Here is a 23,177-nt window from a genome sequence, read left to right on the forward strand (position 1 = left end):
GTGGGACGCGCGAGGCGTTCGAGTGGTTTACCGCGCCCGCGGTGCCGTGTTGCGTGGGACAGTGAGCCCATGACGGCTCCCGACGACTGCCTCTTCTGCAAGATCGTCGCCGGTGACATCCCGGCCGACGTCGTGCACGAGTCCGACACCGTGCTCGCCTTCCGCGACCTGAACCCGCAGGCACCCACGCACGTCCTGGTCGTCCCTCGCTCCCACCACGCCAATGCCGCCGAGCTGGCTGCTGCCGAGCCCGCGACCGTGGCCGGTCTCGTGGCGGCTGCCGCCCGGGTCGCCGACGACGAGGGTCTCGACGGGCAGTACCGCCTGGTCTTCAACACCGGCGCGGATGCCGGCCAGTCGGTCTTCCACACCCACCTGCACCTGCTCGGTGGCCGTCGCTTCACCTGGCCCCCCGGCTGAGCCGACGCCGGTCAGCCGCCCGCGAGGGCCGAGATCACCCACAGGACGGCGAGGACCACCGGCAGGCCGAACACCACCAGCAGCACCCATGCGGTGAAGCGGTGCAGCGGCTTGGAGCTGTCCAGAGTCCCGGCGAAGTCGAGCAGCGCGCCGTCGGGCACGTGTGACGTGAGGCCCATGCGCCGGGCGTCCGCGGGCAGGTGCTGGCCGGGGAACCAGGCAGGGGGCGAGTCGTCGTCGTGGTCGTCGTACTCGTCCCTGCGCCATTCCGGCGGAACGCCCATACGCACGACGGTACGCCTTAGTCGGTGGGCTCCTCGGCCCCACTCCCGTACCATGGAGGCCTCCTGAGACCCGACCCGAAAGGCGCCCACCCCGGGCAAAGATGACTGACTCACAGCGACTCACCACCAAGCACACGGTCGTCGTGCCCAACAGCGTCAACATGGTGAGCCTGCTGGGGCCGGGCGACGAGCACCTCGGACTCCTCGAATCGGCCTTCGATGCTGACGTCCACGTGCGCGGCAACCGCATCACGTTCCACGGAGACGCGGCCGAGATCGCCCTCGCAGAGCGACTCATCGACGAGCTGGTCGCGATCATCCGCACCGGCCAGGGCGTCACCACCGAGACGGTCGAGCGGGTCATCGGCATGCTCCGCCAGGAGACCACCGAGCGACCCGCCGACGTGCTGAGCCTCAACATCCTCAGCAACCGAGGCCGCACGATCCGGCCCAAGACGCTCAACCAGAAGCGCTACGTCGACGCGATCGACAAGCACACGATCACCTTCGGCATCGGCCCCGCCGGCACCGGCAAGACGTATCTCGCGATGGCCAAAGCCGTGCAGGCCCTCCAGGGCAAGGACGTCAACCGGATCATCCTGACCCGCCCGGCGGTGGAGGCGGGCGAGCGGCTCGGCTTCCTGCCCGGCACGCTCAGCGAGAAGATCGACCCCTACCTCCGGCCGCTCTACGACGCGCTGCACGACATGGTCGACCCCGAGTCGATCCCCAAGCTGCTGGCGGCAGGAACCATCGAGGTGGCGCCGCTGGCCTTCATGCGCGGTCGCTCGCTCAACGACTCCTTCATCATCCTCGACGAGGCGCAGAACACCTCGCCGGAGCAGATGAAGATGTTCCTGACGCGCCTCGGCTTCGGCTCCAAGATCGTCGTCACCGGCGACGTCACCCAGGTCGACCTGCCCGGTGGCATGCAGTCGGGTCTGCGCGTCATCGAGGGCATCCTCGGAGAGGTCGGCGACATCTCGTTCAACCGGCTCACCGCCCACGACGTCGTCCGGCACCGTCTCGTCGGCAAGATCGTCGCGGCGTACGACGAGTTCGGGTCGCGCCAGGACTCCGGCCCGGTCCGGGGCACCACTCGATGAGCATCGAGGTCCTCAACGAGTCGGGCCGCGAGCTCGACGTGAAGCACCTCGCCGGCCTCTCGCGCTTCGTCATGGACCGGATGCGCGTGCACCCCTTGGCCGAGCTCTGCATCAAGGCCGTCGACGAGGACACCATCGCCGCCCTCAACCAGCAGTGGATGGACAAGTCCGGGCCCACCGACGTGCTGGCCTTCCCGATGGACGAGCTGCGGCCGGGGCTGGTCAACGAGGAGCCCGAGGAGGGCGTGCTCGGCGACCTGGTGCTCTGCCCCGACATCGCCGACAAGCAGGCGGCGACGGCCGGGCACTCCGGCGACGCGGAGATCGAGCTGCTGACCGTGCACGGCATCCTGCACCTGCTCGGCTACGACCACGCCGAGCCGGAGGAGCACGCGGAGATGTTCGGCCTCCAGGACCGGCTGCTCGTGGAGTGGCGCTCTCGGTGACTGACGTCTGGCTGCTCGTCTCAGCGGCCGCGCTGATCCTGCTGGCCGGCGTCTTCTCGGCTGCCGACGCCGCACTGGCGGGCTTCTCACGTGCCCGCGCCGAGGAGCTGCTGGCCGAGTCGCGACCCGGCGCGCGCCGGCTGATGGGCATCCTCGACGACGCCCCCCGCTACCTCAACACGGTGCTGCTGCTGCGCCTGCTCTGCGAGATCGGCGCGACCGTGATCGTCGCCCTGTGGGTCACGGAGCGCTTCGACGGCGCGTGGGGCGCCACGCTGGTGGTCACCATCGGCGTGATGCTGCTGGTCTCCTTCGTGGTCATCGGCGTGGCGCCCCGCACCCTCGGCCGCCAGCACGACGTCAGCGTCGCCCTGCTCTCCGCTGCCCCGCTGGTCTTCGTCACCACGATCCTGGGGCCGCTGCCACAGCTGCTGATCCTGCTCGGCAACGCGATCACCCCGGGGCGCGGCTTCCGGACCGGCCCCTTCTCCACCGAGACCGAGCTGCGCGAGCTGGTCGACCTCGCGGAGGCGTCGGCGGTGATCGAGTCGGGTGAGCGGAAGATGATCCACTCGGTGTTCGAGCTCGGCGACACGATCGCCCGTGAGGTGATGGTGCCGCGCAACGACGTGGTCTACATCGAGCACTACAAGAACCTCCGCCAGACGATGTCGCTGTTCCTGCGCAGCGGCTACTCCCGGGTGCCGGTCATCGGCGACAACCTCGACGACGTACGCGGCATGGCCTATCTCAAGGACCTCGTGCGGCGCGACTTCGAGGCGCCCGACGTCGAGACCACCCAGCGCGTCGAGGAGGTCATGCGTCCCGTGCACTACGTGCCCGACTCCAAGCCCGTCGACGAGCTGATGTCGGAGATGCAGTCGATGCGCCAGCACGTCGCCATCGTCGTCGACGAGTACGGCGGCACGGCCGGTCTCGTGACCATCGAGGACGTGCTCGAGGAGATCGTCGGGGAGATCACCGACGAGTACGACGAGGACGAGGCCGACTTCGAGACGCTCGAGAACGGCAGCGTGCGTGTCGTCTCCCGCTTCCCCATCGACGACCTCGTCGAGCTCTTCGGCATCCAGGTGTTCGACGACGACGTCGACAGCGTGGGCGGGCTGCTGGCCAAGCACCTGGGCCGGGTGCCGCTCCCCGGCGCGTCCGTCGAGGTGCACGGGCTGCGCTTCGAGGCCGAGCGCGCGACGGGCCGTCGGCACACGCTTGGCACGGTCCTGATCAGGCGCGTGTCTCCCGACCCGCAGCGATCCGACGACGAGGAGCGCGCCGATGCCTGACCCATCCGCTGGCCTGTCAGCGGAGGACGCCAAGCTCGTGACCCTGGCCCGCGCGACCCGCGCGCGCGTGGGTGCGGCCGAGGGTGCGGCCGTCCGCGATCTCGACGGGCGCACGTACGCCGCGGCCACCGTCGACCTGCCCAGCCTGCAGGTCAGCGCCATCCAGGGCTGCGTGGTGATGGCGGTCGCGTCGGGCGCGCGCGGTCTCGAGGCGTGCGTGCTGCTCGGTGCCTCGACGTCGCTGACCGAGCCCGATGCGCGTGCGCTCACCGACCTCGCCGGTCCCGGCGTCACGGTGCACTTCGCCGACGGACGCGGCACGGCCGTGGGCCACGTCACAACCTGAACCCTCCCACTTGCCACGCCGCCGGGGCTGAGTACGTTTGGACCCGTGAATCCGTGGGAGAGGAAGGGCCTCGACTCGACCGGGACCACGGCGCACGCCGAGGCAGTGGCACGGCTGCGGGCGTCGTACGACGCCATCCCCCTGGGCGCGCCGGTGCGGCTGGCCAAGCCGACGTCGAACCTGTTCCGCCCGCGCGCGGCGACGGGCACACCCGGGCTCGACGTGTCCGGCCTCGACGGGGTGCTGCACGTCGACCCGACCGCTCGCACGGCGGACGTCCAGGGCATGTGCACCTACGAGAACCTCGTCGCGGCCACGCTGCCGCACGGCCTCATCCCGTTCGTCGTGCCGCAGCTGCGCACGATCACCCTCGGCGGCGCGGTCACCGGCCTGGGCATCGAGTCCACGTCGTTCCGCAACGGGCTGCCGCACGAGTCGGTGCGCGAGATGGACGTCTTCACCGGCGCGGGCGAGGTCGTCACGTGCCGCCCCGGCGACGAGCTCTTCGACACCTTCCCCAACTCCTACGGGTCCCTCGGCTACGCCACGCGCCTGCGCATCGACCTCGAGCCCGTGCAGGAGTTCGTGGCCCTGCGTCACGTGCGCTTCGACGACGCGGAGCAGGTGGCCCGGGCGATCGCCGAGATCGCGGAGAGCCGCGAGTGGGCGGGCGAGCGCGTCGACGGCATCGACGGGGTGGCCTTCGAGCCCGGCGAGCTCTACCTCACCCTGGCACGCTGGACCGACGAGCCGGGGCCGACGTCCGACTACACCGGGCAGCAGATCTTCTACCGCTCGATCCGGGAGCGCGTCTCCGACCGGCTGACCATGCTCGACTACCTGTGGCGCTGGGACACCGACTGGTTCTGGTGCTCGGGGGCGTTCGGCGCACAGCATCCGCTCATCCGGCGGGTGTGGCCCCGGCGCTGGCGCCGCTCCGACGTCTACCACCGGATGGTGGGGCTGGAGCGACGGTTCGGGGTGGCCGACCGGCTGGACAGGCTGGCCAAGCGCCCGCAGCGCGAGCGGGTCATCCAGGACGTCGAGCTGCCCATCGAGCGGCTCGCGGAGTTCCTCGCCTGGTTCGACACCGAGATCGGGATGCGGCCGGTGTGGCTCTGCCCGCTCGTCACCACCCGCGACTGGCCGACCTACCCGCTGCGTCCGGGAGCGACGTACGTCAACGTCGGCTTCTGGGGCACCGTGCACGTGGGTCCCGAGGCGGTCGACGCCCCGCGCAACCGCGCGATCGAGGCGAAGGTGCATGAGCTCGGCGGCCACAAGTCGCTCTACTCCGAGGCGTTCTACGACGAGGAGACCTTCGACGCCCTCTACGACGGCGCACACCTGGCGAAGGTCAAGAAGGACGTCGACCCCGGCGACCGGCTGACCAGCCTCTACGACAAGGCGGTACGCCGGCGCTAGCCGGCACCACGACGGCAATACGGAGGATGAGAATGAGCCTGACGACGACCCGGAACCTGACCATCGGAGACGCGGTTGCGTCGCTGCTCCGCGACGGCATGCCGGTGCGGTTCACGGCGTACGACGGCAGCAGCGCAGGACCTGCCGACGCACGCATCGGCCTGCACCTTCGCACCCAGCGTGGGCTGTCCTACCTGCTGACGGCACCGGGCGACCTCGGGATGGCGCGGGCCTACGTCATGGGCGACCTCGAGCTCACCGGCGTGGAGCCGGGCGACCCCTACGAGGCGCTGGAGCTGCTGAAGAGCCACCTGCGCTTCCGGGCACCGACCCCCGCCGAGGCGCTGGCGATCGTGCGCTCGCTCGGCATCAGCCACCTCGTGCCGCCCCCGCCGCCGCCGCAGGAGACGCTTCCGCGCTGGCGGCGGGCGGTCGAGGGGCTGCGCCACTCCATGAGCCGCGACGCCGAGGTGATCCACCACCACTACGACGTCTCCAACCGCTTCTACGAGATGGTGCTGGGCCCCTCGATGGCCTACACCTGCGCCGTCTTCCCGACCCCGGAGGCCACGCTCGAGGAGGCACAGGCCGAGAAGTTCGACCTGGTCGCCCGCAAGCTCGGGCTCTCCTCCGGCCAGCGGCTGCTCGACGTCGGCTGCGGCTGGGGGGGCATGGTGATGCACGCGGCCCGCGAGTACGGCGTCTCCGCCCTCGGCGTGACGCTGTCCGCCGAGCAGGCCGCGTGGGGCCAGGAGGCCGTGAAGCGCGCCGGGCTCGACCATCTCGTCGAGATCCGTCACCTCGACTACCGGCACGTCACCGAGACCGGCTTCGACGCGGTGAGCTCCATCGGGCTGACCGAGCACATCGGCGTGCGCAACTACCCGGCGTACTTCAGCCACCTGCGCAACCGGCTCCGTCCCGAAGGTCGGCTCCTCAACCACTGCATCACGCGGGCGCACAACCGGCGCGAGGAGACGGGCGCGTTCATCGACCGCTACGTGTTCCCCGACGGCGAGCTGACCGGCTCGGGTCGCATCATCACCGTGGCGCAGGATGCTGGCTTCGAGGTCATGCACGAGGAGAACCTCCGCAAGCACTACGCGATGACCCTGCGCGAGTGGTGCGCCAACCTGCGCGACAACTGGGACGAGTGCGTGGCCGAGGTGGGCGAGGGTACGGCGCGGGTGTGGGGCGTCTACATGGCCGGCTCGCGGATCGGCTTCGAGCGCAACGAGATCCAGCTGCACCAGGTGCTCGCCGTCCGCACGGACGACGAGGGTCACGACGGATTCGGGCTGCGTCCCCACTGGTGACTAGCCTTGGCGGGTGAGCACCAGAGCCCGTCAGTTCGCCGCCGAGGTGCTGCGTCGTGAGCAGCTGTCGCCGCACCTCGCCCGGCTGACGCTGGGCGGTGCGGGGCTCGAGGGGTTCACGAGCACCGGTGTGCCCGACGAGTGGGTCGGCGTGGTGGTCCCGGGCCAGTTCCAGAGCCGCTACTACACGGTGCGCTCGTGGTCAGCCGGAGAGCTGGTGGTCGACGTCGTCCTGCACGACGTAGGGCTGGTCACCGAGTGGGCCGCGCGCGACTGCGTGGGCGAGACCGTGACGATCACCGAGCCGCGGGGCTCCTTCGCGCTGCCCGACGGTGCCGGCTGGCTGATGCTGGTCGGCGACCTCACCGGGCTGCCCGCGATGGCGAGGATCGCCGAGACCGTCGACCTGCCGACGCGCATCTGGGCGGAGGTGAACGACGAACTGGGCTCCTACCTCCCCGCCGGCCCGTCGATCACCTGGCTCGCGCCACCCGCGCCCGGCGCGTCCGCGCTGGCCGAGGTCGTCTCCGGCATCGACTGGCCGGACGGCGACGGCTACTTCTGGATGGCGGGCGAGTCCGCGCAGATGCGGGCGATCCGCAAGCACCTGATGCGCGAGCGCGGCCTGGCCAGCACGGCGTACGACGTGATGGGCTACTGGCGCGCCAGCACGCAGCGGCAGCCGCGAGCCGTCGACCCGGGCCCGATCTACCGGGCCGGCAAGGCGGCAGGCAAGACTGACGACCAGATCTGGGCCGAGTACGACGACGCTAGGAACTCATGACCGAGCACAAGAGCGGATTCGCGTCCTTCGTCGGCCGCCCGAACGCGGGCAAGTCGACGCTGACCAACGCACTGGTGGGGAGCAAGGTGGTCATCACCAGCTCCAAGCCGCAGACGACCCGCACCGTCGTACGAGGCATCGTGCACCGCCCGGACGCGCAGCTGATCCTGGTGGACACCCCGGGCCTCCACCGGCCGCGCACCCTGCTCGGGGAGCGGCTCAACGACCTGGTCAAGACGACGCTGGCCGAGGTCGACGTCGTGTGCGTGTGCTTCCCGGCGAACGAGAAGGTCGGTCCGGGCGACCGCTTCATCGTCAAGGAGATGGCCAAGGTCAAGCGGACCATCAAGGTCGCGATCGCCACGAAGACCGACCTCGCGACGGGGGAGCAGGTCGGGCAGCACCTGCTCGACATCCAGAGGCTCGGCGGCGAGACCGGCGTCGAGTGGGCCGAGATCGTGCCGGTCTCGGCGCATTCAGGCGACCAGGTCAAGCTCCTCGAGGACCTGCTCGTCGGTCTGCTGCCCGAAGGTCCCCAGCTCTACCCTGACGGCGACCTCAGCGACGCCCCCGAGGAGGCGATCGTGGCCGAGTTGATCCGCGAGGCCGCGCTGGAGGGCGTGCGCGACGAGCTTCCGCACTCCATCGCCGTCGTGGTCGAGGAGATGGGGCTGCGCGAGGGGCGCGCCGAGGACAAGCCGCTCCTCGACATCTACGCCAACCTCTACGTCGAGCGCGACTCCCAGAAGGGGATCATGATCGGCCACAAGGGCGCCCGCCTGCGCGACGTCGGCACGGCTGCCCGCAAGCAGATCGAGGCGCTCCTCGGGACCCCGGTCTACCTCGACCTGCACATCAAGATCGCCAAGGACTGGCAGCGCGACCCGCGCCAGCTGCGCAAGCTGGGGTTCTAGGTCCATGCAGGTCACCCTCACCGGCGTGGTGGACGGGGCCGGCGCCGCCGAGCTCTGGCCCGTGTACGACGCGGTGCTCGGCGACCAGCCCGACCTGGACACCTGGCGCGCCTCGGTCTGGGACCGGCACGTAGCCCGCGAGGGCTTCCGCCTCGCCCGGGCGTCGTCCACGGGCGACCTCGTCGGCTTCGCCTACGGCTACACCGGCGAACGCGGTCAGTGGTGGAGCGACCGGGCCGTCGAGGTGCTGCCGGACGATGTGGCCGCCGAGTGGATCGGCGGTCACTTCGAGGTGGTCAGCATCGGCGTACTGGCCGCTGCTCGCGGCCGTGGGCTCGGACAGCGGCTGATGACCGCGCTCACCGCCGGGCTTCCGCACGAACGCTTGGTGCTGATGACGACGGCCGATGCCGCGGACCCGGCGCGGCGCCTGTACGCCCGCCTCGGGTGGGAGGTCCTCGGACCCGGACTGCGCGACGACCAGGTGATCATGGGACGTCGGCGAAGCGTGGAGTGAGCTCAATCGCAGCTCGAGACATGCCGGTCGCCCCGCCGGCGTGACTTCGGCGGGGTGTGGGGCGTGGTGGTCAACCCGGTTCGGTGCCGGTGTCGTCGCGGACGTAGGTGTGGCCGTGGGGGCTGGTCCAGGTGTACGCCGCGGGGCCGGTGCGCTCATAGGTCCAGGCGGTGTGGGTAGTGAGGCGGTGGTGTCGGCGGCACAGGGCGGTCAGGTTCGCAGTGCTTGTGGGGCCGCCGTGTTCCCAGGGGACGATGTGGTCGAGGTCGCAGGCTCGGGCGGGTCGGGTGCACCAGGGGAACACGCAGGTGCGGTCGCGGAGGATCACCTGCTCGCGGAGCCGGGCCGAGGGTTGGTAGCCGTCGCACACGATCGGCTGGTTGAGGTCGAGGAGGGGTTTCACCACCACTTGGGTGTGCGAGCGGGTGCACCAGTGCCGGACCTGGTCGAGGGTGGTCAGGGTGCCGGGCTCGAGGCGGGCGACGGGGTCGTGCTCGCTCAGGTGGACGTGCAACACCACCTGCCGGGCGGGTGGCGGGGTGTGGTCGCCGGTTGAGGAAGGCGCCCTGGCGCCTGTCTCGAAACCAGCGGCCAGGTCCAGGTCGAGCGACAGCTGCGTGCGCGCCAGCTCCCCGACCGCGGCGGCGCGCCGGGCGTCCAGCGACTGTTCGGATCCGAGTGTCTTGAGGGTCTCGGCGCCGTGGGTGATGGCGGCGCCGAAGTCGAGGGCGTCGGCGAGGTCGAGCTCCGCGGTGACGCGCATGGTGCCGGCGAAGGACACCTGCTGGTCCTCGATGGTGCCTACCGTCGGCGCCGCGGGCAGCTTCGGCAGCCGCCCGGGCGGGTTCGTACCGGGCGATGGCCGCATCGACCATCCGGTCGACGGCCGAAACCGTGGTGCGGTGTGCGAACGGGGTCAGCTGGGCGTCGACGTACCCCGCCGCGTCCCGGGACAACCGGGCGTGGATGGTGGTTTCGGCGAACCGCCTGGCCCGCCACGCCGGGAGGTCACCGGCCTGGACCCGCCGCCACAACCTCGGGAGCCGGTGCCGCAGCTCGAGGGCCTGGCCGATCAGCTGCTTCGCCGCGGTGGTGGACAGGCCGAGGACGGCACCGAACTCGGGAATGCAGAACTCCGCGACCAGTGGTGCACCCGGGCCGGCGACCGGCTCCTCGTGCTCACCCCCACCCGGGACCGTGAACGCGGCCGCGTCCGACACCGACTCGGCGGGGTGCAGGTCGGCCCACTCACAGGCTGCGACCAGCAGCTCCGCCTCCGCCCGGTCGGCCACCTGGCGGCGGGAGCGTGCGAACGCGAGCACCGCTGCTGCGGTGTCGGGAAGCTCGCTCGTGGTGATCGCCATACGAGAAGCCAACCAGGGACCACCGACATTTCGGCGCCCCGATGCCGGGCGGCTGTGAATACCCGGGGGTCTTGGTTTCGAGGCTCGTCGCTGCGCTCCTCGCACCTCAACCAGCGACCTGCTCGCACCTCAACCAGCGACCGAGGATTCGTGTGCCCATGGGCGAGCATCGCTCAGAGCCAACCGCAGTCCTCCTCGATGCGCCGAACGGTCGCATCGAGGCCGCACCCGGGGCCGATCACTTCTTCGTTCAAGGCCGCGATGAGTGCCGCCCCGTACCACCATTCGCGCATCTCGGCCTCGCCGAACTCGGATGCCTTGTCCTTGGTCGCGTGTCGGCGAAGCGTGTCCTCGAACGGGAGGTCCCAGAAGTAGGCGTGAGTCGTGCCCCTGTGGTCGCGGACCAGGTGGGACAGCATCTCGGCATATCGATCCGGGTGCAGGATGCCTTCCACGACCACCGAGAACCCTGCGTTGAGGGAGTACCTCGTCATCAGGTCGATGAGCGCGATGCTCGGATTGCCCACGCTGTCGTCGGCCCACAGAACCTCTCGGCGGACCACGTCCTGCGAGACCACGGCGAGGTGCCCCCTCCCTCTGCGCTGTTGCAACGCACGAGCGACTGAGGACTTACCCGATCCGCTGTTGCCCCGAAGGATCACGAGCCGGGTCTCCGTAGTGCCGATCACTCGCGGATGATCCCACGGCCCTTCCCGTTCACGTCGGTCTTGAACCGTCCCTCCGTGTAACTACTCAGCGTGGGCTCACGGTGACGTCTAGCCTTCAGCCCGTGACCCCCGAGGACGTACGTCGCCTTGCGCGCTCGGTGCCCGAGCGCTGGACCGAGCTGGAGCTCGTGCACCGATCGAGCTACGTCGACGTGCACGCCACACTGCGACACGGTGAGCTCGACGGCGCACGCCTCTCGGACGGCCATCGCATACGCGAGCGGGGCGCACCGCCCTCGTCGTGGGCAGTGCGGCCACTGGAGCCCTATGCGACCAACTACCTGTGGTCCGCGATGCTCGACCCGTACGAGCTCACCGAGAACGTCGCGATCACAGAGGTGCGCCGCGAGGAGCTGTTCGGCCGGCCTGTCGTGACCTTCGTGGCTCACGCGCTGCCGGGCTATGACCCGGTGTGCACATGCTGTCCGCTCGTGTTCTCCGACATCTCCCAGCGCCTCGAGTACGGCGCAAAGTGGGTGCCGAAGCCCGGCGAGCTCCCGGACGGGGTCGAGCTATCACTCGACCTCGAGGTCGGGATAGCGGTCAGCAGCCGGGACCGGGGCGGCCTCTTCGAGCGCTGGTTCTTCAACGAGATCCTGCACGCGGCGTGAGCACGCGGCGAGGCGCGAGAGCGTGACGGAGCGCGGGGTCTTGGTTTCGAGGCTCGTCGCTGCGCTCCTCACACCTCAACCAGCGACCGGCTGGCGCTCCTCACACCTCAACCAGCGACCGGCTGGCGCTCCTCGCACCGCGACCAGCGACCAGCGACACCGCGGGCGCTCCTCGCACCCGTCAGACCCGAGTCACTCCGGCACCCAGCAGATCCCGTAGCGCTGACCCGACTTCCACTGGGCGCGCGTCGGCCGCTCCTCGCTCCACGTGAAGTCGAGCGGGTCGTCGGCGGCCGAGCGGGCACTGGCACGGCAGGTGTCGGCCATCGTGTCGGCGGCCCGATCGGCGGACGGGTACGCCGTCCCGGGCAGGTCGACGGTCGTCAGCGCCTCCCAGGTGTGCGGCTGCGAGCAGGGGATGCGTCGCGAGTCCGGGTGCCCCGGCTCGGAGGTGGCACAGAGGGCGAAGTCGTCGAGGGCGCCCTGGATGCGGCGGGGGAGCGGCAGCAGTCGGCGCGAGCCGGCGGTGGCGATCACGTCGCAGCGGAACCACCGCCCGCCGGCCTCGCCCTCCTCCACGGTCGGGGTGAACCACACCGTCGCCAGCAGGGAGAGCCGAAGGGCCTCGCGGTCCGCGCCGAGGAAGCGCCCGAGCTGGCCGGTGCATGCCCGGGCTGCCTGCCGCTGCGCCCGGTCCGAGTCGACGGTCCGGCGGTCGTCGCCGGCACCCAGGGCGAGGCGTCCCACCCGGAAGGTCTGCGACGTGTGCTTGCGGCGGCACTTCACGGCGTCGTGGTCGGCGGTGGGAGCGACTGCCTCGTCGAAGGTCAGCCGGTGGCAGGAGCCCTCCCTCGGCGGCTTCGGGACGGGCACGGGCGAGGACGCGTCGGCGGACGGCGTACTCGAGGGCGAGGCCGAGGGCGAAGGGGACTCGCCGTCGCGGCCCGTGCAGCCGGCGAGGAGCAGCCCCGCCAGCACGATGCCCGCGACCACCGCGTTCGTCACGGACCGCGGCGTCGACCTGGCCGAGTGGTGCACGAGCAGGAGGCGAGGCATGCCGGCAAATCTAGAGGGCCCTGTCTAGAGGGCCCTGTCTAGAGGGCCCTGTCTAGAGGGCCCTGTCTAGAGGGCCCTGTCTAGAGGTCCCTGTCTATAGGGCTTTGCGGAAGTGCACGTCCGCTTCGCCCTCCACCGGGAGTCCCTCGGAGCGCGCGAACTCGACGTACCCGTGCCGTTCGTAGAACCGCGGCGCCTGGAACGTGAACGAGGACACCAGCACCTGCACACACCCGCGCGCACGGGCGGCGGTCTCGAAGGCCGCGAGCAACCGAGCGCCGAGGCCGGTCCCGCGACCGTCCTCGCGCACCCAGACCATGCCGATGCCGGCGCAGGTGCCCCAGGTCCAGCCGCTGGCGCCGCCCACCAGCCCGGCGGCGTCCCGGACCGAGACGGTGAGCTCGAGCTGCGGGGTGATGCCGGTCGTCGCTGCCTCGTTGACGACGTCGAGGCCGTCGGAGAGCTGCTGGTCGAGCGCGGCGTCGGCCTCGCCGACCTGGATGTCGAAGTCTGCGGTCACGGCCAGCACGATCCCACAGCACGCGTCCCACAGTTCGGCCCACGGGGGACAGACGGCCCCGGCTGGGCTACCGTTGACCTCGTCATGATGCGCGCACAGCTTCTTCTTCGTCGCCGCAGCGAGGCCTGACGCCGGGCCCCCTCGCTGCGGAGAGCGTGGTGTGCACCGGCCCCGACCACCATCGCAGCCGAGGAAGCCATGACCCACCTGAGCAACACCGCCAACTCCCAAGCCACGTCCGGCATGCCGTTCGGGCGGTACGTCGCGTTCGAGCCCGTCGACGTACCTGACCGCACCTGGCCCACCCGCAAGATCACGCACGCCCCGCGCTGGCTGTCCACCGACCTGCGCGACGGCAACCAGGCCCTCATCGACCCGATGACGCCGGCGCGCAAGCTGACGATGTTCGAGCTGCTCGTCAAGCTCGGCTACAAGGAGATCGAGGTCGGCTTCCCGAGCGCGAGCCAGACCGACTTCGACTTCGTGCGCAAGCTGATCGAGGAGGACCGCATCCCCGACGACGTGCAGATCTCGGTGCTGACGCAGGCTCGCGAGGACCTGATCGAGCGCACCGTGGCCTCACTGGTCGGCGTCGACCGCGCCACCGTGCACCTCTACAACGCGACCGCACCGCTCTTCCAGCGGGTGGTCTTCGGCGTCACGCCCGACGAGTGCCGCGCCATCGCCACGCGAGGCACCGAGATCGTGATGAAGTACGCCGAGGAGCTGCTGGGCGGCCTCGTCGGCAGCGAGGACTTCGGCTACCAGTACAGCCCCGAGATCTTCACCCAGACCGGCACCGACTTCGCCCTCGACGTGTGCGAGGCGGTGTCCGACGTGTGGCAGCCCGAGGCCGGGCGCGAGATCATCCTCAACCTGCCGGCGACCGTCGAGATGTCGACGCCGAATACCTACGCCGACCAGATCGAGTACTTCATCCGCGGCCTGACCCGGCGCGAGCACTCCGCGGTCTCCCTGCACCCGCACAACGACCGCGGCACCGCCGTGGCGGCCACCGAGCTGGCGCTGATGGCCGGGGCCGACCGGGTCGAGGGCTGCCTCTTCGGCCACGGTGAGCGCACCGGCAACGTCGACCTCGTCACGCTGGCCATGAATCTGTTCAGCCAGGGGATCGACCCGCAGGTCGACTTCGGCGACATCGACGAGGTGCGCCGCACCGTCGAGTACTGCACCGCCCTCCCCGTACACCCGCGCCACCCCTACGCCGGCGACCTGGTCTACACGGCGTTCTCCGGGTCGCACCAGGACGCGATCAAGAAGGGCCTCGAGGACCTCGAGCGGCAGGCCGCCGAGCGTGGCGTCCCGGTGCGCGAGCTGCCGTGGGAGGCGCCGTACCTGCCGATCGACCCGAAGGACGTCGGTCGCACCTACGAGGCGGTCATCCGGGTCAACAGCCAGTCGGGCAAGGGCGGAGTTGCCTACCTGCTCAAGTCGGAGCACAACCTCGACCTGCCGCGGCGCGCGCAGATCGAGTTCAGCCGGGTCGTGCAGAACCGCACCGACGCCGACGGTGGCGAGGTGACGCCGGAGCAGATCTGGCAGATCTTCTCCGACGAGTACCTCACCCGCACCATCCCGCTCTCCCTCGACTCCGTGCACACCTCCTCCGCCGCGGGGGAGAAGGACCAGCTCACGGTCGGCGTCCACGTCGACGGGGTGCTCACCACCCTCAGCGGCACGGGCAACGGCCCGATCGCGGCCTTCGTCAGCGCGCTCAACGAGCTCCCCCAGGAGTACGACGTGCGGGTGCTCGACTACCACGAGCACGCGCTGTCGTCGGGTGGCGACGCCATCGCTGCGGCGTACGTCGAGTGTGCTGTGGGCGAGCAGGTGCTGTGGGGGGTCGGCCTGGACGCCAACATCGTCACCGCCAGCCTCAAGGCCGTGACCAGCGCCGTCAACCGCGCCTGAGGGGCGGCCGGGTCAGAACGCCGACGTGAGGCGACGGGTGCGCTCACGGTAGAGCGGCAGCTTGACCGAGACCGTCGTGCCCTGCAGGTGCTCGGACTCGATGCTGACGGTGCCGCCGTGGGCGGCCACGATCGCCTGCACGATGGCCAGGCCCAGACCGGTGCCCTGGATGTGCCGCAGCTGTGAGGTCGAGCTGCGCCAGAACTTGTCGAAGAGGCCGTGCTGCTCGTGCTTGGGGATGCCCAGGCCGGTGTCGCGCACGGTGATGACCGCCTCGTTCATCCGGGTGTCGAGGCGGCAGACGACGGAGCCGCCGTCCTCGGTGAACTTCACCGCGTTGGTGAGCAGGTTGGTGACGACGCGCTCGAGGTGGGGTGCGTCGCCGAGCACGACGACCGGCCACGCGGGGTTCTTGAACGACACCTCGAGGTCGCGGTCCTTGAGCATCGGGGCGATCGCGGCCTGGGCCGCCCGCACCGCCTCGGTGAGGTCGATCTGTCCGCGCTCCCACGTGAGGCTGCCGGACGCGAGGCCGTTGAGGGTGAGCAGGTTGTTGGCGAGCGTGATGAGCCGCTCCCCGTTGCGGTTGATGGCGTCCAGCGCAGGTCGCTGCGGATCGGAGATGTCGCCGAAGCCGCCGTCGATGAGCATCTCCGTGTAGCCCACGATGCTGGTCACCGGAGTCCGCAGCTCATGGCTCACCGTGGAGACGAACTCGTCCTTGGCGGCGTCGAGGTCGCGCAGCCGGTCGACGACCAGTCGCTCCTTCTCCAGCGCGGAGACCAGCAGCTCCTCGCTGCGGCGTACGTCGGTGACGTCGCTGGCGACGCAGAGGTAGCCGACCTGGTGGCCGTAGCTGTCCTCGACGACGCTCAGCGTCATCGAGACGAGAGTGCGGGACCCGTCGCCGCGCACCCAGCAGCAGTCGTCGGAGATGGGCCGCCCGCTGGCGAGGTTCTTGGCGAGCGCGTCGAAGGTGGGCGGCAACATCTGCTCGGCGGTCCAGGCGGCGAACTCCCCGGGCTCGAGGATGTCGGTGAACTCCATGCCCAGAGCCGTGAAGCTGTCGTAGCCGAGGATCTGCTCGGCACCGGCGTTGAACACCGTGATGCGGCCGCGGTTGTCGAGACCGATCAGGGCCGTGCTGAGGGCGGCCGCGAGCATGTGCCGCATCAGCCCGGACGCATTCCGCTCGGCCGTCACGTCGAGTCCGGTGAGGACGGCGTACGCCGCGTCGCCACACTCGTCGCGCACCACGTCGTTGCTCCACAGGATCCTGAGCAGGGCGCCGTCGCTCGTGTGCACGCCCGACTCGCCGGCTCCGACGATGCCGTGGCCCGACGAGTCGTCGTACATCGACCGGACGGAGTCGCGGGACTCCGGGGAGATGATCGTCTCCCAGATCGGCCGCCCCACGAGCTCCTTCTCGGAGTAGCCCGTGATGCGGGTCGTCGCCCGGTTGACGCGCAGCACCGTGCCGCTCATGTCGGCCACCAGGATCAGGCAGGGTGTGGCGTCGAGCGTGATGTCGGTGAGGGCGCGCTCGGCGCGCAGCCCGGCGGTCGCCTCGCGCTCGGTGGTGAGGTCGAGCAGCTGCGCGCTGAACATGGGTTCGTCGTAGGTTCCCGCCAGGCGAGCGATCGACACCGCGATGCGGCTGCCGGGACGGTTGACGAGTGTGCCCTCGTCGCGCCAGCCGTCCAGGCTGCCGTGCAGCATCGACTCGGTCACCTCGGCCATCGGCGTGTCCGTGGAGACGACGGCGTCGAGCGGGAGACCCAGGAGCTGGTCGACGGAGCGGCCGAGCAGGCTCGCGGAGGTCGTGTTGGCGTCGAAGATCTCGAGCCGCCCCTCGCCCACCCTCAGCACGAGGATCGACAGCAGCGACTCGGAGAAGTTCTGACGGAAGAGCTCACTGCTGGCACGCACCCGCTCGAGCAGCCGGCGTCCACGCTCCACGTTGACCGCGAGCGGCACGCAGATCAGCACCATGCAGACCAGGAACGTCTGCACGAGCGAGGTGGCGGCCAGCCGGCTGAGGCTGTCGCTGGCGAACCCGACGGCGAAGGGCCCGTGGTCGAGGGCGGTGGCGGCGGTGGCCACGAGCGCCAGCGCTGCCATCTGCCACGCCACCACGCGCAGCCCGAACTTGAACGCCGCCCACACCAGGAACGGCAACGGCACGAACGTCATGGCAAGCACGTCGCTGAACCAGAACGTCGCGATCGCCGTCACCGCGAGGGCTGTCGACTGGACGAACAGCTCGAAGCCCCGGATGGGCATCAGGGAGCGCCGCCAGCTCAGCGCCACCGGGGCCACAACGAGCATCGCAGCGGCATGGGAGGGCGCGATCGTGAGGAGGAGCTCACGGAACGAGTCGCTGCCGACGAGGATCGGCACGGCCAGGCCGCCGACTATGCCGCCGGCGACCGCGGCGGCCCCGGACGCGGTGAGCAGCCGCAGGAAGTCGCGCTGGGTGGTCAGCTGGGCGAGGCCGCTCTCGCGGTGACGCATGATCAGGGCGAACAGCGCACCCTCGGCGGCCACGTTCACGCTGAGGATCAGGGCGAGGCTCAAGGGCCTGCCGAAGGCCACGTTGGCCGCCGCGTTGGCCACCACCACCAGGGGCAGGGCCCACCACCACCAGGAGCGCCGGGTCAGCGTCGCGAGCATGGCGGTGACGCCCACGGCGGGCCACCAGGTAACCACGTCGGTCGGGCCCGGAGAGGCGACCCCCAGGGCCAGGCAGGCCGCGGCGAAGACCAGGAAGACCAAGGCTATGACTGCGCGCCGGTCTCCCAGTTCCGCGACCCTCGAGGACATGGTGCTGAGTGTTTCAGCCTGCGGGGCGATTCGTGGCCTTTCCTGGCAAGCAAAACCGAACCCATCGGCCGTTTCGCCGGGGTACATTCCGCTCCGCCCACCCGCTCCGTGGCTCCGTCGGGGCACCAGGCCCGACGGCGCGCGCGGACGCGGCAGCCGCCGTACTCACGGCTGAGCAGGCACAATGAGGGAGTGCCTCTATACCGCGACGAGGCGATCGTGCTGCGCACCCACAAGCTGGGCGAGGCCGACCGCATCATCACCCTGCTGACCCGTCAGCACGGCCGGGTGCGTGCGGTCGCGAAGGGCGTACGCCGCACCACCTCGCGGTGGGGCTCGCGGCTCGAGCCGTTCACCCACGTCGACCTGCAGCTGGCGGAGGGCCGCTCGCTCGACATCATCACCCAGGCCGAGACGATCACGCCGTTCCACGGCCGCCTCGGGCTCGACTACGACCGCTACACCTCCGGCACCGTCATGCTCGAGACCGCCGAGCGCCTGGTCGTCGAGGACAAGGAGCCCGCGGTCCAGCAGTTCCTGCTCCTCGTCGGCGGCCTGCGGGCGATGGCGGCGGGGGAGCAGCGGGCCGGGGCGATCCTCGACTCCTACCTGCTGCGGTCGCTGTCGGTCGCCGGCTACGCGCCGTCGTTCGACCACTGCGTGAGGTGTGGCGAGATCGGTCCGCACCGCTACTTCAGCCCATCCTCCGGCGGGGTGCTGTGCGCCCACTGCCGGGTTCCGGGCTCGGCGACGCCGGCCCCCGAGACCCTCGCCCTCCTCGGGGCCCTGCTCGCCGGCGACTGGCCCGCCGTGGCCGCCTCCGAGCCGCGCCACGTCAAGGAGGCCAGCGGCCTCGTGTCGGCGTACCTCGCCTGGCACCTCGAGCGCGGCCTGCGCTCCATGGAGCACGTCGAGCGCTGAGGCGGGCCTCAGGCCGAGCCGTACCTGCGGTCCCGCCGGGCGTACTCGTCGATGGCCGCCCACAGATGGGTGCGGTCGACGTCGGGCCACAGCACGTCGGAGAACACGAACTCGCTGTACGCCGACTGCCAGAGCATGTAGTTCGACAGCCGCTGCTCGCCCGAGGTCCGCCACACCAGGTCGGCGTCGCTCCACTCCGGCACGTACATGTGTCGCGCGAAGACCTTCTCGTCGACCTTCTCGGGGTTCAGCCGGCCCGCAGCCACCTCGCGCGCGATCGACCGGGCCGCATCGGCGACCTCCGCCCGGCCGCCGTAGTTGACGCACATGGTGAGCGTCAGGACGTCGTTATGCCGGGTCAGCTCCTCCGCGACCTGCAATTCCTTGATGACCGACTTCCACAGCCGGGGGGCGCGACCGGCCCAGCGCACGCGCACTCCGAGCTCGTGCATCTCGTCGCGGCGGCGGCGGATCACGTCGCGGTTGAACCCCATCAGGAACCTGACCTCGTCGGTCGACCGCGACCAGTTCTCGGTCGAGAAGGCGTAGGCGGAGACTGCCTTCACGCCGATCTCGATCGCCCCCTCGACGACGTCGAACAACGAGCTCTCGCCGGCCTCGTGGCCCTTGGTGCGGGGGAGACCGCGCTTCTTGGCCCACCGGCCGTTGCCGTCCATGACGAGGGCCACGTGCCGCGGGACCAGCTCCGGCGGGATCGCCGGGGGGCGTGCGCCGGAGGGGTGCGGCGAGGGTCGGCGTACGGCGCGGCTCACGTCTCGGGGCACGTCTCGGGGCACGTGCGACAGCCTAGGACCAGCCGCGGCAGGAGGGGCAGGTGCCGAAGATCTCCAGCGTGTGGCTGATGTCGGCGAACCCGTGCTCGTCGGCGATCGCCCGCGTCCAACGCTCCACTGCCGGCCCCTCGACCTCGACGGTGGCGCCGCACGCGCGACAGACGAGGTGATGGTGGTGGGTGTCGGAGCAGCTGCGGTAGATCGACTCGCCGTCCTCGCTGCGCAGCACGTCGACGTCACCGGAGTCCGCGAGGGCGGCCAGGGTGCGGTAGACGGTCGCCAGTCCCACCTTCTCGCCGGTGCGCGCCAGCAGCTCGTGGATCTCCTGGGCGGAGCGGAAGTCGGCGAAGCTCGCCAGGGCGGCGATCACCGCCCGCCGCTGCCGGGTGGGTCGGAGGGGACCCGACTCAGTGCTCGTCATAGTGCCTCCCGTGCGGCGCGTGCCGGTGGCCGTCGTGCACGTAGTCGACGTGGTCGCCGTGCTGCACCCCCGGGTGCCCGCACTCGTCCCCGTGCAGGTGCTCGTGGTCGGTGGTCAGGTGCTCTTGGGGTACGACGCCCGCGAAGGGCGCCCGCCGCCGCCGCCGCTGCCTCAGCAGCACGCCGGCGGGCCACGCCAGCACGAACCCGAGCAGCGCGACCAGAACGATCGTCGGCCCCGGCGCCACGTCGGCCCGATAGGACGCGAACGTCGACACCACGAGTCCGCCGAGCGAGGCGAGCACGCCCAGCCCCATCGCCAGCCCGAGCGTCGAGCGGAACGACCGCGTCACCTGCTGGGCCGTGGCCACCGGCACCACCATCAGGGCGGAGACCAGCAGGAGTCCGACCGTGCGCATCGCGACGGTGACCGAGACGGCCGCCACCACGGCCACGAGCACGTTGTAGAACCGGGTGTTCAGTCCCGCCACCCGGGCGAACTCGTCGTCCTGGGCGACAGCGAAGAGCTGTGGAGCGAGGCCGACGCAGAGGACGATCACCACGGCGGCCAGCACCATCGTGACGAGCACGTCGCCGGCGGTGATCGTGGTGATGGAGCCGAAGAGGTACTGCTGCAGCTTGACCGTGCTCTGGGCGCCGAGCCCGGTGATCAGCACTCCGCCGGCGAGGCCGCCGTAGAAGAGCAGGGCCAGCGCGACGTCGCCGTTGGCGTGGCCGCGCTCGCGGATGACCTCGATCACGATGGCGCCGAGCACGGCGACCACGACGGCGGTCCAGGTCGGGGAGGTGCCGGTGACGAGGCCGATCGCGACGCCGGTGACGGCGACGTGCCCGATGCCGTCGCCCATCAGCGCCAGCCGCCGCTGGACGAGATAGGTGCCGACGGCGGGCGCGGCGAGCCCGGTGAAGACCGCGGCCAGCAGGGCGCGCTGCATGAACGGCATGGAGAAGAGGTCGATCATCGCGGGCCTCCCTCGAAGGGCCCCGACACGTGCGGGGCATGGTCGTGCTGGTGGGCGACGACGTGGTGGTGGCTGTGCGACTCACCGAAGCCGGGGGCGTGCACCTCGTGGTCGGCCAGCGGGGCGCCGTCGTAGGCCTTGCGTCCGTCGCGCATCACGACGGCCCGGTCGATCAGCGGCGCCACCGGGCCGAGCTCGTGAGCGACGAGCACGATCGTCGCGCCGCGCTGGGAGAGCACCTGGAGGGTGTCGGCCAGCACCTGCTGGTTGGGCAGGTCGACCCCGGCGGCCGGCTCGTCGAGGAAGAACAGGTCGGGCGCACCAGCCAGCGCCCGCGCGATCAGGGCACGCTGCTGCTGACCGCCCGACAGGGTGGAGACCCCCATCCGCGCCTGGTCGGAGAGCCCGACGACGTCGAGCGCCTCGTCGATCGCGCGGCGGTCGGCACGTGACAGCGGGCGGAGCAGCCGGCGGTGCGGCAGCCTGCCCGCCGCCACCACCTCCCACACCGAGGCCGGCACTCCGGTGGCCGCTTCGGTGCGCTGCGGCACGAAGCCGACGCGCTGCCAGTCGGTGAACCTGCCCAAGGGGGTGCCGAACAGCGACAGTGAACCCGCCGTGAGCTCCCGTAGCCCGGTGAGGGCGCGCACCAGCGTCGACTTGCCGGAGCCGTTGGCCCCCATCAGGGCTACGAACTCGCCGCTCGTCACCGTGAGGTCGATGCCGCGCAGGATCGGTCGTCCGTCGATGGAGACGCCGCCGTTGACGAGCTCGATGGGGTCGGCCAGAGGGGTCTTCAGCATCCGTTGGCCTTCTGCAGGGCGGCCAGGTTGGCACGCATGATGGTCAGGTAGTCGTCATCATCGTCCTTGGACGCCAGCCCCTCGAGGGGGTCGAGCACGGCGGTGACGATGCCGAGGTCGTGGGCCAGGCTCACGGACGCGGCGTTCGAGGCCAGTGTCTCGGAGAAGACGGTGGTGATGCCCTCCTCGGTGATCAGCTCCTGCAGCCGTTGCACGTCAGCGGGAGTCGGCTCGGCACCGGGCGTGAGGCCCGTGATCGGCTCGAGGTGCAGCCCGTACTTCCGCAGGTAGCCGAACGCGTCGTGGGAGACCACGACGGTGTCGCGGTCACACGACTCGAGCCCGGCGGCGAAGTCGCGGTCGAGGGCCTCCAGGTCGCGGCGCAGGGAGGCCGCGTTCGCGTCGTACGTCGCCTCTGAGCCTGGGTCGACCTCGGAGAGCGCGTCAGCGATCGCGTCGCCGACGTCGGCCAGCCGCAGCGGGTCGAGCCAGAAGTGGGGATCGGTCGAGCCGTGGTCGTGGCCCTCCTGATGCGCCTCCTCGGGGCCCTCCTCGTGGCCGCCCTCGTGGTCGTGCGCGTCGAACGGCAGCAGGTCGGCCGCACCGGACACGTCGAGCACCGTGCCGTCGGCGTTGACCTCGGCTGCCGCGTCCACGGCGGGCTGGAAGCCCTCCTCGAGGACCACCAGGTCAGCGGCCGCCACCACTGCCGTCTGCCGGATCGACAGCTCCAGGTCGTGCGGCTCCTGCCCCGGCTGGGTGAGGTTGTCGACGGTGACGTGGTCGCCGCCCACGCGCGCCGCGGCGTACTCCAGGGGATAGAACGCCGCCGCGGCCTGCACGCCTTCGGTGTCGCTGGCGGAGAAGGCGGCACACGAGGAGAGCAGGGCGGCGCCCGCGAGCACGGCGCCGAGCGTGAGGGGCTGGGACTTCATGAGAACGATTCTCAAACAGTTGAGAACCATTGTCAACTCGTCCTGCGTCATACTGGCGCCGTGCTGGTCGTGAACAGGTTCCGGGTGCCCGCCGCCGAGCAGGAGGCGTTCCGCGCCGACCTCGAGCGCGCCCGGGCCACGCTGGCCGAGCGGCCGGGGTACCTCCAGGGCGTCATCGGCCGCAACGTCGACGACCCGGAGCTGTGGGTGCTGACCACCCTGTGGGAGCACGTCGGTGCCTACCGCCGCGCCCTCTCGGAGTACGACGTGAAGCTGCATGCCGTGCCGCTGCTGAGCCGTGCTGTCGACGAGCCGAGCGCCTTCGAGCTGGTCGAGCCGGGAGGCGACCTCAATATCCAGCAGACCCGCTCGTTAGGCTGATCGTTCCCGGACCGGCAGCCAGCCGGCCCGATCGCGAAAGTGAGTCC

Annotated in this window: 25 protein-coding genes; 14 read left to right on the top strand and 11 right to left on the bottom strand. The window is 70.7% G+C overall.

Annotation, left to right across the window (positions count from 1 at the left end):
• Positions 1 to 69: 69 nt before the first annotated feature.
• Entirely contained in the window at positions 70 to 420 is a 351-nt protein-coding gene (locus ACP7BP_RS13915; protein WP_426245330.1) for an HIT domain-containing protein, read from the top strand.
• 11 nt (positions 421 to 431) lie between these two features.
• Here ACP7BP_RS13915 and ACP7BP_RS13920 read toward each other — a convergent pair whose 3' ends face one another.
• Entirely contained in the window at positions 432 to 704 is a 273-nt protein-coding gene (locus tag ACP7BP_RS13920) for a hypothetical protein (protein WP_426245331.1), read from the bottom strand.
• 101 nt (positions 705 to 805) lie between these two features.
• On the opposite strand from ACP7BP_RS13920, the gene ACP7BP_RS13925 reads away from it, so the two are divergent.
• From ACP7BP_RS13925 to ACP7BP_RS13965, 9 genes are read left to right on the top strand one after another with little or no spacing between them, the layout of a single operon-like run.
• Positions 806 to 1,810, top strand: coding sequence for a PhoH family protein (locus tag ACP7BP_RS13925; protein WP_426245332.1), 1,005 nt, complete (start codon positions 806 to 808; stop codon positions 1,808 to 1,810).
• Positions 1,807 to 2,256: an rRNA maturation RNase YbeY gene (gene ybeY / locus ACP7BP_RS13930; RefSeq protein ID WP_426245334.1), complete on the top strand. Its 450-nt coding sequence runs from the start codon at positions 1,807 to 1,809 to the stop codon at positions 2,254 to 2,256. The genes ACP7BP_RS13925 and ybeY overlap by 4 nt, the downstream gene beginning before the upstream one ends.
• Positions 2,253 to 3,557, top strand: a complete 1,305-nt coding sequence (locus ACP7BP_RS13935) for a hemolysin family protein (protein ID WP_426245336.1) — start codon at positions 2,253 to 2,255, stop codon at positions 3,555 to 3,557. The genes ybeY and ACP7BP_RS13935 overlap by 4 nt, the downstream gene beginning before the upstream one ends.
• The gene (locus ACP7BP_RS13940) at positions 3,550 to 3,903 is read left to right on the top strand and encodes a cytidine deaminase (protein WP_426245337.1); all 354 of its coding nucleotides are present in this window, start codon (positions 3,550 to 3,552) and stop codon (positions 3,901 to 3,903) included. The genes ACP7BP_RS13935 and ACP7BP_RS13940 overlap by 8 nt, the downstream gene beginning before the upstream one ends.
• A gap of 45 nt (positions 3,904 to 3,948) precedes the next feature.
• Positions 3,949 to 5,328: an FAD-binding oxidoreductase gene (locus ACP7BP_RS13945; protein WP_426245338.1), complete on the top strand. Its 1,380-nt coding sequence runs from the start codon at positions 3,949 to 3,951 to the stop codon at positions 5,326 to 5,328.
• Between the two features lie 32 nt (positions 5,329 to 5,360).
• Positions 5,361 to 6,644: a class I SAM-dependent methyltransferase gene (locus ACP7BP_RS13950; RefSeq protein ID WP_426245340.1), complete on the top strand. Its 1,284-nt coding sequence runs from the start codon at positions 5,361 to 5,363 to the stop codon at positions 6,642 to 6,644.
• A gap of 13 nt (positions 6,645 to 6,657) precedes the next feature.
• Positions 6,658 to 7,428 carry a siderophore-interacting protein gene (locus ACP7BP_RS13955; RefSeq protein WP_426245342.1) on the top strand — a complete coding sequence of 257 codons (771 nt, stop codon included), beginning with the start codon at positions 6,658 to 6,660 and terminating at the stop codon, positions 7,426 to 7,428.
• Positions 7,425 to 8,342 (top strand): GTPase Era, encoded by a 918-nt coding sequence (era, locus tag ACP7BP_RS13960; protein WP_426245344.1) that lies wholly within the window; start codon positions 7,425 to 7,427, stop codon positions 8,340 to 8,342. Before ACP7BP_RS13955 ends, era begins: the two co-directional genes overlap by 4 nt.
• Before the next feature lie 4 nt (positions 8,343 to 8,346).
• Positions 8,347 to 8,859, top strand: a complete 513-nt coding sequence (locus tag ACP7BP_RS13965) for a GNAT family N-acetyltransferase (RefSeq protein ID WP_426245345.1) — start codon at positions 8,347 to 8,349, stop codon at positions 8,857 to 8,859.
• 70 nt (positions 8,860 to 8,929) lie between these two features.
• On the opposite strand, the gene ACP7BP_RS13970 is transcribed toward ACP7BP_RS13965, so the two are convergent.
• On the bottom strand, positions 8,930 to 9,727 hold the full coding sequence (locus tag ACP7BP_RS13970; RefSeq protein WP_426245346.1) for an HNH endonuclease signature motif containing protein: 798 nt from the start codon (positions 9,725 to 9,727) through the stop codon (positions 8,930 to 8,932).
• Positions 9,728 to 10,396: 669 nt separating this feature from the next.
• A complete protein-coding gene (locus ACP7BP_RS13975; protein WP_426245348.1) occupies positions 10,397 to 10,912 on the bottom strand; it encodes an AAA family ATPase in 516 nt (171 codons plus the stop codon).
• Positions 10,913 to 11,013: 101 nt separating this feature from the next.
• Between ACP7BP_RS13975 and ACP7BP_RS13980 the strand changes: the two genes are divergently transcribed.
• Complete coding sequence (locus ACP7BP_RS13980) at positions 11,014 to 11,562, top strand: hypothetical protein (protein ID WP_426245350.1); 549 nt, start codon at positions 11,014 to 11,016, stop codon at positions 11,560 to 11,562.
• Between the two features lie 192 nt (positions 11,563 to 11,754).
• On the opposite strand, the gene ACP7BP_RS13985 is transcribed toward ACP7BP_RS13980, so the two are convergent.
• Positions 11,755 to 12,618: a septum formation family protein gene (locus ACP7BP_RS13985; RefSeq protein WP_426245351.1), complete on the bottom strand. Its 864-nt coding sequence runs from the start codon at positions 12,616 to 12,618 to the stop codon at positions 11,755 to 11,757.
• Positions 12,619 to 12,712: 94 nt separating this feature from the next.
• Positions 12,713 to 13,138 (bottom strand): GNAT family N-acetyltransferase, encoded by a 426-nt coding sequence (locus ACP7BP_RS13990; protein ID WP_426245353.1) that lies wholly within the window; start codon positions 13,136 to 13,138, stop codon positions 12,713 to 12,715.
• A gap of 198 nt (positions 13,139 to 13,336) precedes the next feature.
• On the opposite strand from ACP7BP_RS13990, the gene leuA reads away from it, so the two are divergent.
• On the top strand, positions 13,337 to 15,070 hold the full coding sequence (leuA, locus tag ACP7BP_RS13995) for a 2-isopropylmalate synthase (protein ID WP_426245355.1): 1,734 nt from the start codon (positions 13,337 to 13,339) through the stop codon (positions 15,068 to 15,070).
• Positions 15,071 to 15,082: 12 nt separating this feature from the next.
• Here leuA and ACP7BP_RS14000 read toward each other — a convergent pair whose 3' ends face one another.
• Positions 15,083 to 17,893, bottom strand: coding sequence for a PAS domain S-box protein (locus ACP7BP_RS14000; RefSeq protein ID WP_426245357.1), 2,811 nt, complete (start codon positions 17,891 to 17,893; stop codon positions 15,083 to 15,085).
• Between the two features lie 192 nt (positions 17,894 to 18,085).
• On the opposite strand from ACP7BP_RS14000, the gene recO reads away from it, so the two are divergent.
• Positions 18,086 to 18,814 (top strand): DNA repair protein RecO, encoded by a 729-nt coding sequence (recO, locus tag ACP7BP_RS14005; protein ID WP_426245359.1) that lies wholly within the window; start codon positions 18,086 to 18,088, stop codon positions 18,812 to 18,814.
• An 8-nt stretch (positions 18,815 to 18,822) separates the two neighbouring features.
• On the opposite strand, the gene ACP7BP_RS14010 is transcribed toward recO, so the two are convergent.
• From ACP7BP_RS14010 to ACP7BP_RS14030, 5 genes are read right to left on the bottom strand one after another with little or no spacing between them, the layout of a single operon-like run.
• Positions 18,823 to 19,611, bottom strand: coding sequence for an isoprenyl transferase (locus tag ACP7BP_RS14010; RefSeq protein WP_426245361.1), 789 nt, complete (start codon positions 19,609 to 19,611; stop codon positions 18,823 to 18,825).
• A gap of 10 nt (positions 19,612 to 19,621) precedes the next feature.
• The gene (locus ACP7BP_RS14015; protein ID WP_426245363.1) at positions 19,622 to 20,029 is read right to left on the bottom strand and encodes a Fur family transcriptional regulator; all 408 of its coding nucleotides are present in this window, start codon (positions 20,027 to 20,029) and stop codon (positions 19,622 to 19,624) included.
• A complete protein-coding gene (locus tag ACP7BP_RS14020; RefSeq protein WP_426245365.1) occupies positions 20,016 to 21,011 on the bottom strand; it encodes a metal ABC transporter permease in 996 nt (331 codons plus the stop codon). Before ACP7BP_RS14020 ends, ACP7BP_RS14015 begins: the two co-directional genes overlap by 14 nt.
• Complete coding sequence (locus tag ACP7BP_RS14025; protein ID WP_426245367.1) at positions 21,008 to 21,814, bottom strand: metal ABC transporter ATP-binding protein; 807 nt, start codon at positions 21,812 to 21,814, stop codon at positions 21,008 to 21,010. The genes ACP7BP_RS14020 and ACP7BP_RS14025 overlap by 4 nt, the downstream gene beginning before the upstream one ends.
• Entirely contained in the window at positions 21,808 to 22,749 is a 942-nt protein-coding gene (locus tag ACP7BP_RS14030) for a metal ABC transporter substrate-binding protein (protein WP_426245369.1), read from the bottom strand. Before ACP7BP_RS14030 ends, ACP7BP_RS14025 begins: the two co-directional genes overlap by 7 nt.
• A gap of 60 nt (positions 22,750 to 22,809) precedes the next feature.
• On the opposite strand from ACP7BP_RS14030, the gene ACP7BP_RS14035 reads away from it, so the two are divergent.
• Entirely contained in the window at positions 22,810 to 23,130 is a 321-nt protein-coding gene (locus ACP7BP_RS14035) for an antibiotic biosynthesis monooxygenase family protein (protein ID WP_426245370.1), read from the top strand.
• Positions 23,131 to 23,177 lie beyond the last annotated feature (47 nt).

Source organism: Nocardioides sp. LHG3406-4 (assembly GCF_049897745.1).
Classification (GTDB): Bacteria; Actinomycetota; Actinomycetes; order Propionibacteriales; family Nocardioidaceae; genus Nocardioides.